This window comes from Orbaceae bacterium lpD02 (assembly GCA_036251875.1).
Taxonomy (GTDB): Bacteria; Pseudomonadota; Gammaproteobacteria; order Enterobacterales; family Orbaceae; genus Orbus; species Orbus sturtevantii.
Genome location: CP133960.1, coordinates 2,367,095 through 2,381,883, shown reverse-complemented (window position 1 = coordinate 2,381,883; position 14,789 = coordinate 2,367,095). Strand labels below are relative to the sequence as shown.

The 14,789-nt window shown below is 37.6% G+C and carries 15 protein-coding genes, 1 tRNA gene and 1 rRNA gene; 4 read left to right on the top strand and 13 right to left on the bottom strand.

Annotated features, from left to right (window positions below; translation table 11 throughout):
- Positions 1-100 precede the first annotated feature (100 nt).
- The 3 genes from RHO12_10510 to murI all read right to left on the bottom strand — a co-directional run bounded on the left by RHO12_10510 (position 101) and on the right by murI (position 2,972).
- Positions 101-176, bottom strand: a tRNA-Glu gene (locus RHO12_10510).
- Between the two features lie 57 nt (positions 177-233).
- Positions 234-1,772, bottom strand: a 16S ribosomal RNA gene (locus tag RHO12_10505).
- 390 nt (positions 1,773-2,162) lie between these two features.
- Positions 2,163-2,972: a glutamate racemase gene (gene murI / locus RHO12_10500; protein ID WVD65788.1), complete on the bottom strand. Its 810-nt coding sequence runs from the start codon at positions 2,970-2,972 to the stop codon at positions 2,163-2,165.
- A 236-nt stretch (positions 2,973-3,208) separates the two neighbouring features.
- On the opposite strand from murI, the gene metK reads away from it, so the two are divergent.
- From metK to gorA, 4 genes are all read left to right on the top strand, one after another.
- A complete protein-coding gene (gene metK / locus RHO12_10495; GenBank protein WVD65787.1) occupies positions 3,209-4,363 on the top strand; it encodes a methionine adenosyltransferase in 1,155 nt (384 codons plus the stop codon).
- 53 nt (positions 4,364-4,416) lie between these two features.
- On the top strand, positions 4,417-4,923 hold the full coding sequence (locus RHO12_10490) for a SprT family zinc-dependent metalloprotease (GenBank protein ID WVD65786.1): 507 nt from the start codon (positions 4,417-4,419) through the stop codon (positions 4,921-4,923).
- A gap of 112 nt (positions 4,924-5,035) precedes the next feature.
- On the top strand, positions 5,036-5,878 hold the full coding sequence (locus tag RHO12_10485) for a 23S rRNA (adenine(2030)-N(6))-methyltransferase RlmJ (protein WVD65785.1): 843 nt from the start codon (positions 5,036-5,038) through the stop codon (positions 5,876-5,878).
- A gap of 130 nt (positions 5,879-6,008) precedes the next feature.
- Positions 6,009-7,364, top strand: coding sequence for a glutathione-disulfide reductase (gene gorA / locus RHO12_10480; protein WVD65784.1), 1,356 nt, complete (start codon positions 6,009-6,011; stop codon positions 7,362-7,364).
- A 44-nt stretch (positions 7,365-7,408) separates the two neighbouring features.
- On the opposite strand, the gene RHO12_10475 is transcribed toward gorA, so the two are convergent.
- The 10 genes from RHO12_10475 to RHO12_10430 form a co-directional block, all read right to left on the bottom strand.
- Positions 7,409-7,801 carry a hypothetical protein gene (locus RHO12_10475; protein ID WVD65783.1) on the bottom strand — a complete coding sequence of 131 codons (393 nt, stop codon included), beginning with the start codon at positions 7,799-7,801 and terminating at the stop codon, positions 7,409-7,411.
- A gap of 12 nt (positions 7,802-7,813) precedes the next feature.
- Positions 7,814-8,743, bottom strand: coding sequence for a phage tail protein (locus RHO12_10470; protein WVD65782.1), 930 nt, complete (start codon positions 8,741-8,743; stop codon positions 7,814-7,816).
- Between the two features lie 180 nt (positions 8,744-8,923).
- The gene (locus tag RHO12_10465) at positions 8,924-9,397 is read right to left on the bottom strand and encodes a hypothetical protein (protein ID WVD65781.1); all 474 of its coding nucleotides are present in this window, start codon (positions 9,395-9,397) and stop codon (positions 8,924-8,926) included.
- The gene (locus tag RHO12_10460; GenBank protein WVD65780.1) at positions 9,397-10,761 is read right to left on the bottom strand and encodes a phage tail protein; all 1,365 of its coding nucleotides are present in this window, start codon (positions 10,759-10,761) and stop codon (positions 9,397-9,399) included. The genes RHO12_10465 and RHO12_10460 overlap by 1 nt, the downstream gene beginning before the upstream one ends.
- Positions 10,745-11,410 carry a DUF2612 domain-containing protein gene (locus tag RHO12_10455; protein ID WVD65779.1) on the bottom strand — a complete coding sequence of 222 codons (666 nt, stop codon included), beginning with the start codon at positions 11,408-11,410 and terminating at the stop codon, positions 10,745-10,747. The genes RHO12_10460 and RHO12_10455 overlap by 17 nt, the downstream gene beginning before the upstream one ends.
- Positions 11,403-12,524 (bottom strand): baseplate J/gp47 family protein, encoded by a 1,122-nt coding sequence (locus tag RHO12_10450; protein ID WVD65778.1) that lies wholly within the window; start codon positions 12,522-12,524, stop codon positions 11,403-11,405. The genes RHO12_10455 and RHO12_10450 overlap by 8 nt, the downstream gene beginning before the upstream one ends.
- Positions 12,505-12,870 (bottom strand): hypothetical protein, encoded by a 366-nt coding sequence (locus RHO12_10445; protein WVD65777.1) that lies wholly within the window; start codon positions 12,868-12,870, stop codon positions 12,505-12,507. Before RHO12_10445 ends, RHO12_10450 begins: the two co-directional genes overlap by 20 nt.
- Entirely contained in the window at positions 12,870-13,544 is a 675-nt protein-coding gene (locus RHO12_10440; protein WVD65776.1) for a Gp138 family membrane-puncturing spike protein, read from the bottom strand. The genes RHO12_10445 and RHO12_10440 overlap by 1 nt, the downstream gene beginning before the upstream one ends.
- A gap of 76 nt (positions 13,545-13,620) precedes the next feature.
- Positions 13,621-14,454, bottom strand: a complete 834-nt coding sequence (locus RHO12_10435; protein ID WVD65775.1) for a hypothetical protein — start codon at positions 14,452-14,454, stop codon at positions 13,621-13,623.
- Positions 14,423-14,764 carry a hypothetical protein gene (locus tag RHO12_10430; protein ID WVD65774.1) on the bottom strand — a complete coding sequence of 114 codons (342 nt, stop codon included), beginning with the start codon at positions 14,762-14,764 and terminating at the stop codon, positions 14,423-14,425. The genes RHO12_10435 and RHO12_10430 overlap by 32 nt, the downstream gene beginning before the upstream one ends.
- Positions 14,765-14,789 lie beyond the last annotated feature (25 nt).

The window sequence follows — 14,789 nt, the reverse complement described above, 5'->3', positions numbered from 1 at the left end:
CGTTTCTTTCAGCTTGTTCCATATTGTTAAAGAGCATTATTCTTCTATTCACATTATCATGAATACAAAAATAAAAGGATATAAACCGCCCGTCTTAAAATGGCGTCCCCTAGGGGATTCGAACCCCTGTTACCGCCGTGAAAGGGCGATGTCCTAGGCCTCTAGACGAAGGGGACGTAAGCGATTTACTTCTTTCAAACAAACAATCTATGTGAACACTGTTAGGCACTTCGTAAGGAGGTGATCCAACCGCAGGTTCCCCTACGGTTACCTTGTTACGACTTCACCCCAGTCATGAACCACACCGTGGTAAACGCCCTCCCGAAGGTTAAGCTATCTACTTCTGGTGCAACCCACTCCCATGGTGTGACGGGCGGTGTGTACAAGGCCCGGGAACGTATTCACCGTGACATTCTGATTCACGATTACTAGCGATTCCGACTTCATGGAGTCGAGTTGCAGACTCCAATCCGGACTTAGACGTACTTTGTGAGGTCCGCTCCAGTTCGCACCTTCGCATCCCTTTGTATACGCCATTGTAGCACGTGTGTAGCCCTGGTCGTAAGGGCCATGATGACTTGACGTCGTCCCCACCTTCCTCCGCTTTATCAACGGCAGTCTCCTTTGAGTTCCCACCTCTACGTGCTGGCAACAAAGGATAAGGGTTGCGCTCGTTGCGGGACTTAACCCAACATTTCACAACACGAGCTGACGACAGCCATGCAGCACCTGTCTCATAGCTCCCGAAGGCACTCTCGTATCTCTACAAAATTCTATGGATGTCAAGACCAGGTAAGGTTCTTCGCGTTGCATCGAATTAAACCACATGCTCCACCGCTTGTGCGGGCCCCCGTCAATTCATTTGAGTTTTAACCTTGCGGCCGTACTCCCCAGGCGGTCGATTTAACGCGTTAGCTCCGGAGCCCAAGGGTCATGCCCCCAAACTCCAAATCGACATCGTTTACAGCGTGGACTACCAGGGTATCTAATCCTGTTTGCTCCCCACGCTTTCGCATCTCAGCGTCAGTATCTGTCCAGAAGGCCGCCTTCGCCACCGGTATTCCTCCACATCTCTACGCATTTCACCGCTACACGTGGAATTCTACCTTCCTCTACAATACTCTAGACAACCAGTTTTAAGTGCAATTCCCAGGTTGAGCCCGGGGCTTTCACACCTAACTTAATTATCCGCCTACATGCCCTTTACGCCCAGTCATTCCGATTAACGCTCGCACCCTCCGTATTACCGCGGCTGCTGGCACGGAGTTAGCCGGTGCTTCTTCTGTAATTAACGTCAATTCAGTATCCTGTTAGAATACTGACCTTCCTCATTACCGAAAGTACTTTACAACCCTAAGGCCTTCTTCATACACGCGGCATGGCTGCATCAGGGTTTCCCCCATTGTGCAATATTCCCCACTGCTGCCTCCCGTAGGAGTCTGGACCGTGTCTCAGTTCCAGTGTGGCTGGTCATCCTCTCAGACCAGCTAGAGATCGTCGCCTAGGTAGGCCTTTACCCTACCTACTAGCTAATCCCATATGGGTTCATCAAATGGCATGTGGCCCGAAAGTCCCACACTTTGGTCTCGCGACATTATACGGTATTAGCAGTCGTTTCCAACTGTTGTCCCCTTCCATTTGGCAGATCCCCATACTTTACTCACCCGTCCGCCACTCGTCAGCAAGAGCAAGCTCTTCTGTTACCGTTCGACTTGCATGTGTTAAGCCTGCCGCCAGCGTTCAATCTGAGCCATGATCAAACTCTTCAATTTAAAGTTTGATGCTCAATAGTTACTGACTATAATTTCATTTCAAATGAATCTTTTAGTGTCACTATCAAGACTTAATTTTTGAGTCCGGAGACTTTTATATTTTGTCCTAACAGTGCCCACACAGATTGTCTGTTTTTAATTTTTAAAGAGCTGACAGCTTGCTTCTTTTCGCTGTCTCAAGGGTTGCGTATACTACGCTAACCTTTCTTATTCGTCAAGACTATTTTTTGTTTTTTATTTGTCTTAACTATATTTGGTTTTTCTCATCATATTGCCCGACTCGTTTTGTATTTGCTTCAACGAATCAGTGGTGCGCATTATAGAGATCTTTTAGCTTTGAGCAAGAGAAAAAACCATTTTCTTTGAACGACCGCACAATACTTAAACATATCAAATTTTAATTAATTGATAATTAATAAGATTAAATTTTTGGAGCGTTCCAATTAATTTTTGAGTTTGCTCATTATATTGTGTACTACAAAGTAAATTATTTGTTATCTGGAACTTAGCTCCACTATTAACAAGATTTCTTTCTTTTAATAAATTATCTACCCGGGCAGCAATAGCATATCCAGAGTCAATAAACGTTACATCAGGAAATACTTTAGCTAATTCTGGTTGAATAAAAGGGTAATGAGTGCAACCCAAAACAATGGTATCAGGTACAACGGCTAATTCTAACCAAGGTTTCATTAACTTAGTTAAATCATCAAGGTTAACCGCCGTGCCTTGTAATTTTTGTTCCGCCATTAATGCTAGTTCTGATAAACCTAATAATTCGATCTTATAACCGCTCGCAAAATCGCGGATTAAGTTATGTATATATTCGCGTTGGATAGTGGCTTTTGTAGCAAGTAAACCAATGCATTTATTCTTCGTTATTTTTATTGCTGGCTTAATGGCAGGAACAACACCAACAATCGGCATAGAAAATGATGTTCTAAGTATTGGTAAACAAATTGTACTGGCTGTATTGCAAGCAATAATAACGATATCAACTGCGTATGTTGAAATCGCTTTATTAATAACGGCTTTTACTCGTTCTATTAAAAACTCATTGGATTTATCACCATAAGGAAAGGCTTGGTTATCAAATATATAAATATAATTTGCCTTAGGTATTTTTTGCCTGATTTCATTGTAAACGGATATCCCACCTATACCCGAGTCAAATACTAATATATTAGGAATGTTATCCATTATGCCTCTATGTTATAAGGAATATAAAATGATATATATGCTAAGATAATTTTTATTTAATGCAATATTCTTTAATCTATTTAAATAATTAAAGCTAAGCTAATAGTATTTATCTTAGTGAACAACTAGCTTTTTATCCATTTGTTGATTAAAATAGCCATCTAGATGGTCAAACTGCTAAATAAAGAGTAGCAATACAGCTTACATAGCAATCTTAGAACAAAGAAGGTATATCAATGTCAGAGTTTTTATTTACTTCTGAATCAGTTTCAGAAGGTCATCCTGATAAAATTGCAGATCAAATTTCAGACGCCGTACTTGATGCAATTTTAAAACAAGATCCTAAAGCACGCGTTGCTTGCGAAACCTACGTAAAAACAGGCATGGCATTAGTTGGTGGGGAAATAACGACATCAGCTTGGGTTGATATTGAAGAATTAACACGACAAACAATTAGAAATATAGGCTATACCAGCTCAGAAATGGGCTTTGATGCCAATTCTTGCGCCGTACTTAATGCAATCGGTAAACAGTCATCAGACATTAATCAAGGTGTTGACCGCGGAGACCCATTGCAGCAAGGTGCTGGTGATCAAGGAATTATGTTCGGCTACGCGACAAATGAAATGCCTAACTTAATGCCAGCGGCAATTACTTACGCACATGAATTAATGAAAAAACAAGCTGAAGTAAGGAAAAATGGTACATTACCGTGGTTACGGCCCGATGCTAAAAGCCAAATCACATTAGTTTATGAAGACAACCAAATTAAGGGCGTCGATGCAGTCGTTCTTTCAACTCAGCACGCAGAAGAAATTAGTCAATCAGTCTTAAAAGAGGCCGTAATGGAGGAGATAATTAAGCCTATCTTGCCAACAGCGTGGTTAACGGCTCGTACTAAATATTTTATTAACCCAACTGGCCGTTTTGTTATCGGTGGACCAATGGGCGATTGTGGCTTAACTGGTCGAAAAATCATCGTTGATACTTACGGTGGTGCTGCTCATCACGGCGGGGGAGCATTTTCAGGTAAAGATCCGTCTAAAGTAGATAGATCTGCTGCCTATGCGGCTAGATATGTCGCTAAAAATATAGTTGCAGCAGGCCTTGCTGATAAATGTGAATTACAAGTATCTTATGCTATTGGCGTTGCGGAACCTACCTCTATTTACCTAAATACATTTGGCACAGAAAAAATTGCTCATCACCAAATTATTACCTTAGTTAAGCAATTTTTTGATTTAAGACCTTATGGGTTAATACAAATGCTAGATCTGATTAAGCCTATTTATCAGCAAACAGCGACTTATGGTCATTTTGGGCGAGATATTTTCCCATGGGAACACACTGATAGAGCTGAATTATTACGCGATGCGGCTAATTTAAAATAGCACTTAATCGTTGCGGTACAATCCGTGCCGTAACGATAACAATATAACTACCTATGAATCAAAAAAGAGTCCCTATCCAGCTTCATAATAATGCGATTACGAGCTTAAGACATTATTTATCGATCGCAAATCAATACTTCAATATGGTATTTGATGAGCCTGAACTAATCTATCGAAAAAAGGGAAGCATTGCCGGTTGTGCCTTATTACAAACATGGCAAATTCAGCTCAACATAAATATGCTACTTGAAAACGATACACAATTTATTGCTGAAGTGATCCCCCATGAACTTGCCCACCTAATTACCTATAAAAAGTTTGGTCGCGTAAAACCACATGGCAAAGAGTGGCAAGCCATTATGGAAAATGTATTCCAGCTAGATGCGAAAAGAACGCATAATTTCGCGTTACCCGAGTCTTCATTACAAAACCGACATCATTATCATTGCGACTGTCAAACTCATTTACTCACCAATATTCGACATCAAAAAATTCAAAGTAAACGTACGCAATATCACTGTAAAAATTGTGGTACACTTCTACGACTAAAAATGAACTAAGTTGATGATTACCTTTATACGAAATATTACACAAAATTTTAATGCAATTAAACGCATTAGGTTTTGATAAATTCAGCTATACTAAAAAAATCTAATTTATATAGAGACTAAAATGTTAAGTTATAGACACAGTTACCATGCAGGAAATCATGCCGATGTATTAAAACATTGTGTATTGAGCTTATGTATTGAATCACTAAAACAAAAAGATAAACCTTTTCTATATTTAGATACGCACTCAGGAGCTGGGCGTTATTTATTACAAGGCGAGCACTCAACTAAAACTGGCGAGTACTTATCTGGAATAGCTAAAGTGTGGCAGCAACAACCGATCCCTGAAACACTCACCCCTTACCTTTCAGTGTTAAAATATTACAATCGTAGTGAAACATTAAAGTATTATCCCGGTTCCCCCTTAATTGCCAAGCAGCTATTACGCCCGCAGGATAAACTGTTATTAACCGAGATCCACTCATCCGATTACCCATTATTAAGGCAAGAGTTTAATAAAGATCATCGAGCTCAAGTTAGCCGAGCTGATGGTTTTTTACAACTAAAATCAAAGCTACCACCAGAATCGCGCCGAGGGCTGATTTTAATCGATCCATCTTATGAAATAAAAGATGACTACCAAAAAATCCCGCATGAACTAAAAGAGGGTTATAAACGTTTTGCAACCGGAACCTATTTAATTTGGTATCCAGTAGTTAACCGTAGGCAAACTCAAGCGATGATTGACGGCATTATTAATACTGGCATTAAACGTATTTTACAAATTGAGCTGGCAATAAGACCTGACAATAACCAAAAAGGGATGACCGCCTCAGGCATGATTGTTGTCAATCCACCATGGAAACTGCATCAGCAAATGCAAGAAATTTTACCTTGGTTAAAAAGCATACTCGATCCTCAAGGTACGGGTCATATATTCGTAAAAGAGCTCGTCGCGGAATAATTTATAAGTATAATCAATTAATTAATTTTGATAGTTTTAATCTATCGTTCTATTACCATAATATCACTTTTTTTATATACTATTTTATGGCAAGCTAACAATTAGTGATCTTAATTTCAAGGCATAAAAAATGACTATAAAACACTATGATTATATTGCAATTGGTGGCGGAAGTGGAGGTATTGCTTCAGCGAATCGAGCAGCATCTTACGGCAAAAAATGTGCGATCATCGAAGCTAAAGAGCTGGGCGGAACTTGTGTTAATGTAGGTTGCGTACCTAAAAAAATAATGTGGTATGGCGCACAAATTGCCGAAGCAATTAAAAATTACGGCCCGGACTATGGTTTTGATACCACAATCAACCAATTTAGCTGGCAAAAGCTAATTGAAAGTCGAACGGCGTATATCGATAGAATACATCAGTCCTATGATCGCGTGCTGATGAATAATAAAGTGGACGTCATCAAAGGCTATGCCAAGTTTATTGATCAAAAGACAGTTGAAGTAAATGGGGAACAATATACTGCTGACCATATTTTGATTGCTGTTGGTGGAGTGCCGTTTATCCCAAATATTCCAGGTGCTGAATATGGTATTACATCCGATGGATTTTTTGATCTAGCAGAGCAACCTAAGCGTGTTGCGGTTGTTGGCGCTGGCTACGTGGCTTGTGAAATTGCCGGCGTGCTTCATGCATTAGGCAGTGAAGTTCATCAATTTGTACGCAAAGATACGCCACTACGCAGTTTTGATCCCATGCTAATTTATACCTTAATGGGTGTGATAAAAGAAGAAGGACAGCAACTTCATAGTGGGGCAATCCCAAAATCAGTTGAAAAAAATAGCGATGGTTCGCTATGTTTACAACTCGAAAATGGTGAAAAATATGAAGTTGATTGCCTTATTTGGGCGGTTGGCCGCAAACCTGCCACTGAAAAAATGAATATTGAAGTGACGGGGTTAAAACTAAATAATTCAGGCTTTATTGAGGTTGATAAATACCAAAATACCAATATTGCTGGTATCTATTCCGTTGGTGATGATACTGGTGCCATAGCATTAACACCAGTTGCCGTTGCTGCAGGTCGCCGCTTATCAGAACGTTTATTTAATAATAAACCTAATGAACATCTTGATTACAGTAATGTACCAACGGTAATTTTTACCCACCCGCCAATTGGCACAGTTGGTTTAACTGAGCCAGAAGCAATTGAGACATACGGTCGAGATAATATCAAGACCTACCAATCGTCATTTACCGCGATGTATACTGCGGTTACTCAACATAGACAACCCTGCAAAATGAAATTAGTTTGTGCTGGTAAAGATGAAAAAATTGTGGGTATACACGGTATCGGCTATGGTATGGATGAAATTTTACAAGGCTTTGCGGTTGCCTTAAAAATGGGTGCAACCAAACAAGACTTTGATAATACTATCGCCATCCACCCAACTGCCGCGGAAGAATTTGTCACAATGCGATAGTTTTAAAAAGCAAATCCCCTATTTGTAGGGGATTTTACTATTAATTATAATTTTACTGCCTCTATAAATAAATTATCGATATCGTCACTTGATAAGTCAAATTGCTTAGCTATTGCGACAATCAAATTATGTTGACGTGCAAACTCAGTCGAACAATCATACTCAATTTTTAAATCTAAATACTCGGGCTTATTTATCAAATCCATTACCTTTTGATAAAGTCCCAATTTATTTAGCTGAAGCATCAGTTGTCGCTTTGTTAAGGAGGCAGGTATTGTTGATTCTATTTTTTGATCAATTTTATCTTGTATTTTTTTAATCAGCTCTTTTGCTTCATCTTCTGATATTACGATTAAATCACTTGAAATATAACTGTCTTGTGAACCATCACTTTCATACGCAAAAACTTGATTATTTATATCTTTAAAATATTTCATCTTTATCCCTTTTTAACGAAGTTCTGCCCAAATAGCTGGGGCTCTTTTTGTCCAAACTACAGTGTAAGTAGCTCCTACTGGAATTATTGCATTAACTGTATTAACGTGATTCCAACTATTCGCCTCACTCAATCTTGCTACATTTACACCTTGTGTATAAATGTCAATGACATTCACCCCATCACCCCATGGAGAGACAATTGAAACAATTATTGGTTTTCCACTCGTATTTGTATAAATAACATTATTATTTCTTTGTAAAGTTACATCTTGCCAGCTCTGATTAACGCCTAATGTAGGAATGGTACCTACGGCTAGGTATCCATTAGGATCAAAAGCATATTGCCACTTTGATAATTCACAGTCCCAAACACCAGACCATCCATCATTTTTAACCGCTAACATATACCTATGTGAGGGAGAAAATAGATTAAAAGCACCGATCTTATTGTTATCCACAGAGATACTAGCATTACTATATATTGGTGATACCCTATCATTTAATATTTTAACTGCTTTAGAAGTCGCTGCTGTTTGTTCTGACTCGCTATCAATTGCAGAACTCAGCTGAACAATTCCTTGTTGCGTTATACTTGCCTCTTTAACCTCTGGAATGACTTTTTTCCATTTTTCAAAGTGACTTAATGGAATAGCATTCTCATTCTCGATGATAGCAATATATAACTCACTTTGATATTTAATCACTGCGTCAACTGGATATACAACTGCGCTATCCCACTCTGGTACACCTTGCTGTAATAAATAAAGTGTATTTTTGTCAATACGGTTAAATGCATCGTTCATCCACTCCATTGGTGGCTTAGATTCGGTTTGCTCAATTGTAATTCCCCACCCTCTTGCAATATTAGGAAAGGGTTCTAATTCTCCAGCTTGAGCATCGCTGGCAAAAACTAAATAGTCGGGTTTATTTTGTACTTTCATTAAAAGGTCCTTATTTTCTTAATTGATAACGATAGCTAATCTACTGCGGTCGCTATCAACACAATATTACTTTTATGAGAAGAGAAAGAATTTTCTAAATTATTATTAAAAAATAAAAAGTTAAAAAAATCTAATGACTGAAGATAAAGCTAAAATATTATTGATATTTATTTCTCATCTTTATAGTGTTGAAGCTTCTATAAATAAATTATCAATATCATCATCCGATAGGTCAAATTGCTTAGCGATTGCAATAATCAAGCTATGTTTACAACCAAACTCAGTTGAACAATCGCACTCAATTTTTAAATCTAAATATTCAGGTTTATTTATCAAACCCATTATCTTTTGATAAAACCCCAATTTATTTAGTTGAAGCATTAGTTGCCGCTTAGTTATTTGTGTTGGCACTAAAGACTTTTTATATAATTGTTCATCTAAAATCCATTTACCATCGATCCAATTATGGAATTGTGACGGTTTTGGTGGTGAATATGTTAAGTCATCAAAAATAATGCATTGGGAATTTAATGCATTGAGTAACTCCATATGTTGTTCATATGTAATAAATACTGCATCGTTAGGAATCTCTGTATTGATTTCAATATCGAAGAATGCTTGGTTTAATTTACTAAAAAATATCTTATTCATCATCAATAACCTATGGCTATAAGCACAAAAGATGAACCATTAGCCACAACACTTCCGTTTAATGCAGCTCTTGAATAAGTCCTTATTGTTGATTTTGTGGATAAAGCTAAATCAACGCTGTGAAAAGTTCCTGAATTTGCAGACCAAAAATGTCCAGCTGCTTCTGTAACTATAGCTGAAAGAAGTGAATTAGGAAATTCTATTGGTAATATTGAGTCAGCGTATCCATCTGAGTTTGTCCCATTGCTTAACCATTGAATAATTAAGCCACTAGGTAACTTTTGATATCCATTACGATTAAAAATAGATGGAAATTCGTCATGCTTAACAAATTGCTCTCCAAATAAATTAATTTGGTTGAGCATATTATCAATATTCGTATTTCCTACATTAATAATTTGCCCAATTGCTTTAATTTGCCAAAATCCACAAACTGCATGAATATCAACAGAATTAGATGCTCCATAAATTGAATTTGAACTTGATGCATTTATTTCAAAATTTCTTTTAAATAACTTATCCCCTGTCCCCCCCCCCCAAGCAATACCCCCTTGAGTAACAGTAAATGAAGAATTATCGTCTGATACTCTAGCATTATCTAGTAAACCATTTGTAATAGTACCCTTTATATTTGGTATCCCCGCCTTTTGATAACCAAGCCCTCCACCTTTAATATAATCAAAAATAGGCAGGCGAAAAGTAGTTAAACCATCACCAGTTGAAAATTTATTACAGATCCCACCATTAGCCCATTTTTCATCTTGCCATTCTTGCTCAGTTACGAGTAAATGCGGAGTTGATGAAACATATTGCCATAATTCAGCATATGCCGAGCGGTCGTGAAGAGAACCATTTAGATGTAACGAGCTACTATCTAAATTAGTATTCCAATAAATATGCCCTACTGGGAGTCCTGCATTTTTTGCCATTTTAGCTACATTATTGACCGCTTTCGACGTCGCAGCGGTCTGTTCTGAATCACTATCAATCGCAGAACTTAGCTGCACAATACCCTTTTGTTCAATACTGGCATCTTTAATTAATTTTTGCCATTTTTCGGTATTACTTGCTGGAATAGAATTGTCGTTCTCGACAAGAGCAATATACAACTGGCTTTTATATTTAATTACTGCATCAACCGGATACAAAACAGAACTATCCCATTCTGGTACACCCTGTTGTAATAAATACAGCATGTTTTCATCAAGGCGATTAAAGGCACCATTCATCCAACTCAGCGGCGGCTTTGATTGGGTTTGGTCGGTGGTTAGCCCCCAACCGCGAGTAATATTAGGAAAAGCTTGTAGCTCACCTGTTTTTGCATCACTGGCAAAAACTAAATAATCCGGTTTATCTTGTACTTTCATTAAATTTTCCTATTTCTTGTAATCTAACAAATTTACCTATGCCAAAGCCATAAGAACGCTGATCACGATAAAAGCCAAATGGCGTATTATTGGTGATAACTAAAAATCGATATAAAACCCCAACTGGTCGAGCTAAAATATCGAGATTTTTGATGGCATAAAGTTTGATTGAATTTAGTTGTTCTCGATTAACAATAACGTGCATGGTCATATCTAAATTATCAATGGCGTTGCCCGAGCCCCCTAGCAAGTATCGAATCGAATCAACAATAAACTCGGTCGTACCGCTTTGATAATTTTTTAAAATTTTCGCTTTAATAAAAAATCGATAATCATCATCATTGAGCCTGACTGTTGCATTTAATGAATCACCATACTGATAAAACACCCCCACATCAAAGGCAAGGGAAGAGTCGCTTTCTAAAAAACCAAAAAATTCTTTGGCAATCGCTTGGCTTAAAACACGATTTATTCCAACATGGCGACCAACTAAATCGAGTGCATAACCAGTTGCCGTATCAATATCTAAAATATCAGCAATATTTAACACTGTTTTAAATGAATCGTCGGTTATGGCATAAATCGCCTTGATAGTTGAGAGCGCTTTAGGTTTGTCGTGATATTGCCAACTTAAATAATTTCTACTCATCAATAAGCACCTCAACCGAGGTGATTTCTCCATATTGACGATAGCCGATTTCAGTAAGATTTGATTGATTGACGGTTAATGATTTGATGTAAAAACCATTAGTTAGATTAATACTTGAGATTAGCCTCGTTGCATAAATATTTTCACCAATCTCAAATCCTAGTGCCATTAAATTATCTTTAATCGCTTGAGTATCAATATCTTCAAATGATTTATAACGCCCCAAAACCATTGAAACGGCAACTTCAATTTTAGCAGGGCGATCAAAATAGATAATGCGCTCGGTACCTCTTAAATTAGTGCTAGTTTTAATATTACCAAATAACCCGCAACCACCAATTTTTTTCTTACCAATCACATCGGCAATGGCACTATCATCACCACCGAGTATAACGGCATTAAGGCTATGGGCAGGCACGCCTTTTTCATCAATATCGCCGGTATAGTTTTCATAAACTTCACACTTTGTGACGCCTGTTATGTTGTATAACGCAGCCTTAATACCAGATTTATCGTCATAGTTATTAATTGAATGCGAAAGCATAAATCGCCGAAGTAACCTTGCATCTGATTCTTCATCGGCACCCCCATAACTATCGCTATTGGCAATAACTTTTTCAACACCAATAATAATCGTTGCCAGTGAAAACTCTTCGCCAGAATTGACCGTAAAATCACCGAGCTCATCAGAACGTAATTTAACCCGAGCACTGCCAAGATCATTTAATACTGCTTGCTCTGTAATGATCCATTTATTTTTATTTGAATCAATAATAGTAGAGTTTATTGGAATATTAGTTTTCGGCACGCCAGTAATAATCGCCTCATCAATATACGAATAAGAGGCCGTATTTCGAATAATGCCCGCATATAACGCTCTTTGATCTAACCATTGTCCGGTTGCCTGATAAGGATCAAGCATTTGTACAATGAAAGCCACATTTTGATGTATTGTCTCTATTTCTTGTGCAAAGAGTGCCAATAATTGACCATCGGGTGTATCACTATCAAGATTGACATCATTACCATATATCTGCTTAAACTTATCCACTAAACGAGCATAAATCGTATTAAAGCTGTCTAAGGTTATGCCTTTATCTGTCACTTGTAACATTAAACTCTACCTCGTTTGTATTATTATATTTATCCGAATAGGTGATTTGAATTAAAAAAACTCGCGTCACACTATCGAGCCCAATATCAAAACTGATGATTTCGGTTACGCCATCAACGCTGGCGATCGCATTTTTAACATCGCGCTCTAATTGAGCTACATTAGGGTTTTTAGTTAAATAATCAAACCACGCAATACCCTCATTAGCATTTAATAGCCAGTTACCTTTTAAGGCTAATAGTTTGGTTTTAATGCATTGTTTTATGGCCTCGGACTGAGTGACATAATTTGCCTTGCCTCGACCAAATGTCCAATCATGATTTTTATCTAACTCTCGAACAATCATTAGCTTGGTTTCCTTGTTATTGACCCTGTCTCAACATGGACATGGTTTTCTAAATCGATACCACCGCCCACAATCTTACTTGCCGATAATGTGCCCTTGGCTGCGGCATCGCCGCCTTGTTGAGCCCATGAACCGACTTGTTGGTAATTACCCATTAACGTTAAATTGCCAGTTTGATTACTATCACCAGTATGTTCGATATCACCTTTGATCAATATCTTCCCATCAGTAAGGCGAATATAAGTTGAGCCATTATCCGTTTGCATTGAGGCGCCATCATGATAAAAATCTGTAATTTTTTTGGGGACACTATTTACGCCCACAATAAAAATACCGTCGCTTAAATCATGCATTCGGCTATCAAGTGGTTTTGACTTCTCACCACTGATATACCAACCGTCAATGCAACGACTCGAAAAGATAACTAGCCCCTCATCACCCTTTTTTATTGGTACGGTAAAGCAAAAACCACCTGCATGAGGAAATTGAGCCGGCACATCAACTAGCGGAGGAATTTCAATCTCTTGCCCATTAGTCATAATTCGGGTGATCATAATTTCGCATGTTACGGTATGACCGTTAAAATTAATCACTTTAGCTGGTAATGCGGTATAAACATTTGAGCGATCTTGTTTTATACTTTTTTTGATCACCGTGGTTAATGATTCATTCATTTAAGCTCCTAATTTAGGCAATAAAAAAGCTCCCATTTGGAGCTTTGATCTGATATTTATTTTATGATTTAAGCGGTTATTTTGCACCGATCACATCATATGTACCACCAGTACAAATCAGTTTACTTTTCCAGTCATTACCGGTTAAATCACCATTGTGTTGAATGGACTGGATCTTATAATCACCATTATATTCGCTAAATTTTGATTCAATTCGAATAAGTGAGCCTATTTTAAAGCGTGGATTACATAATGTGATGACTTCTAGTCCTTTATCAGTTTTTTGTGGGCTGCCAATCATGCCCGTATTGCTCGATACAATATAGCCCTCATCATTTCGAATCGCTTTATTTTTTGGTACAACCACTAATTGGTTATCTTGAATTGACCAATCGGCATCATTGTTAAGACCAATCTTATCCATTACATCACGCACATCACTAAAAAAAACGCGACCACGCGGCAGCGCTTTATCATTGGGTAAATCAACATCGCTTTTTAAAATACCAAAACTTTTGGCCGAATCATTTAATGCATCAGAATCTTTTTGCCCAGCAGCAACAGTCTTAATTAATACTTTTTCCGTATAAGCTTGACCGCCATCGGAGCATTTAAGTTTAGTGATAATATCTAAACCAGAGTACTCATTTTCAATAGTCTTTATTTCACCTTTAAAGATCATCCTTAAATCATCATCACGGTAACTAACAAATAACTCGACAAGATCATAAACTTTACTGGTAATTAAATTTCGGCTATTTTGATTTAGATTATAAATGGTAATATTAGCGTCGTTAGGTTCTGATGAAATAGTTTTAATCACGTCAAATGTAATTTTTAAGTTATTATATACTAAGCTCTGCTGCGTATTACCAATATTAAGCTGTATAACCCTGCCAAATTGCCTCACGATATTCATCCTTTGTCATAATTAAAAGTTCAAATCGACTTGCGAAGTCTGTTTTGCTAATAGAACCAATCCCAGCTCCCGATTTATCATTGAGCACGAACACAAAAGGTAAATTAAACTCAATCAACGACGGACTTGCGACAGACAGACCTTTCATTTTGGTTATATAACTATTGGTATCGAGGTTAAATAGATCAAATTGATAACCCGTCAGTACTTTATTATAATAAAGTGTTAACTTTAAATTCATCCCATATAAGGTAAATGATTGCTCTTGGATATCATTGGATGTTATTTTTATTTTGTACATAAATTACCTATTTTTGTAGAGTCAT

Bases quoted from the DNA above. Each gene is read 5' to 3' on its own strand.
- murI (WVD65788.1), bottom strand. From the start codon at position 2,972: ATGGATAACATTCCTAATATATTAGTATTTGACTCGGGTATAGGTGGG.
- metK (WVD65787.1), top strand. From the start codon at position 3,209: ATGTCAGAGTTTTTATTTACTTCTGAATCAGTTTCAGAAGGTCATCCT.
- RHO12_10490 (WVD65786.1), top strand. From the start codon at position 4,417: ATGAATCAAAAAAGAGTCCCTATCCAGCTTCATAATAATGCGATTACG.
- RHO12_10485 (WVD65785.1), top strand. From the start codon at position 5,036: ATGTTAAGTTATAGACACAGTTACCATGCAGGAAATCATGCCGATGTA.
- gorA (WVD65784.1), top strand. From the start codon at position 6,009: ATGACTATAAAACACTATGATTATATTGCAATTGGTGGCGGAAGTGGA.
- RHO12_10475 (WVD65783.1), bottom strand. From the start codon at position 7,801: ATGAAATATTTTAAAGATATAAATAATCAAGTTTTTGCGTATGAAAGT.
- RHO12_10470 (WVD65782.1), bottom strand. From the start codon at position 8,743: ATGAAAGTACAAAATAAACCCGACTATTTAGTTTTTGCCAGCGATGCT.
- RHO12_10465 (WVD65781.1), bottom strand. From the start codon at position 9,397: ATGATGAATAAGATATTTTTTAGTAAATTAAACCAAGCATTCTTCGAT.
- RHO12_10460 (WVD65780.1), bottom strand. From the start codon at position 10,761: ATGAAAGTACAAGATAAACCGGATTATTTAGTTTTTGCCAGTGATGCA.
- RHO12_10455 (WVD65779.1), bottom strand. From the start codon at position 11,410: ATGAGTAGAAATTATTTAAGTTGGCAATATCACGACAAACCTAAAGCG.
- RHO12_10450 (WVD65778.1), bottom strand. From the start codon at position 12,524: ATGTTACAAGTGACAGATAAAGGCATAACCTTAGACAGCTTTAATACG.
- RHO12_10445 (WVD65777.1), bottom strand. From the start codon at position 12,870: ATGATTGTTCGAGAGTTAGATAAAAATCATGATTGGACATTTGGTCGA.
- RHO12_10440 (WVD65776.1), bottom strand. From the start codon at position 13,544: ATGAATGAATCATTAACCACGGTGATCAAAAAAAGTATAAAACAAGAT.
- RHO12_10430 (WVD65774.1), bottom strand. From the start codon at position 14,764: ATGTACAAAATAAAAATAACATCCAATGATATCCAAGAGCAATCATTT.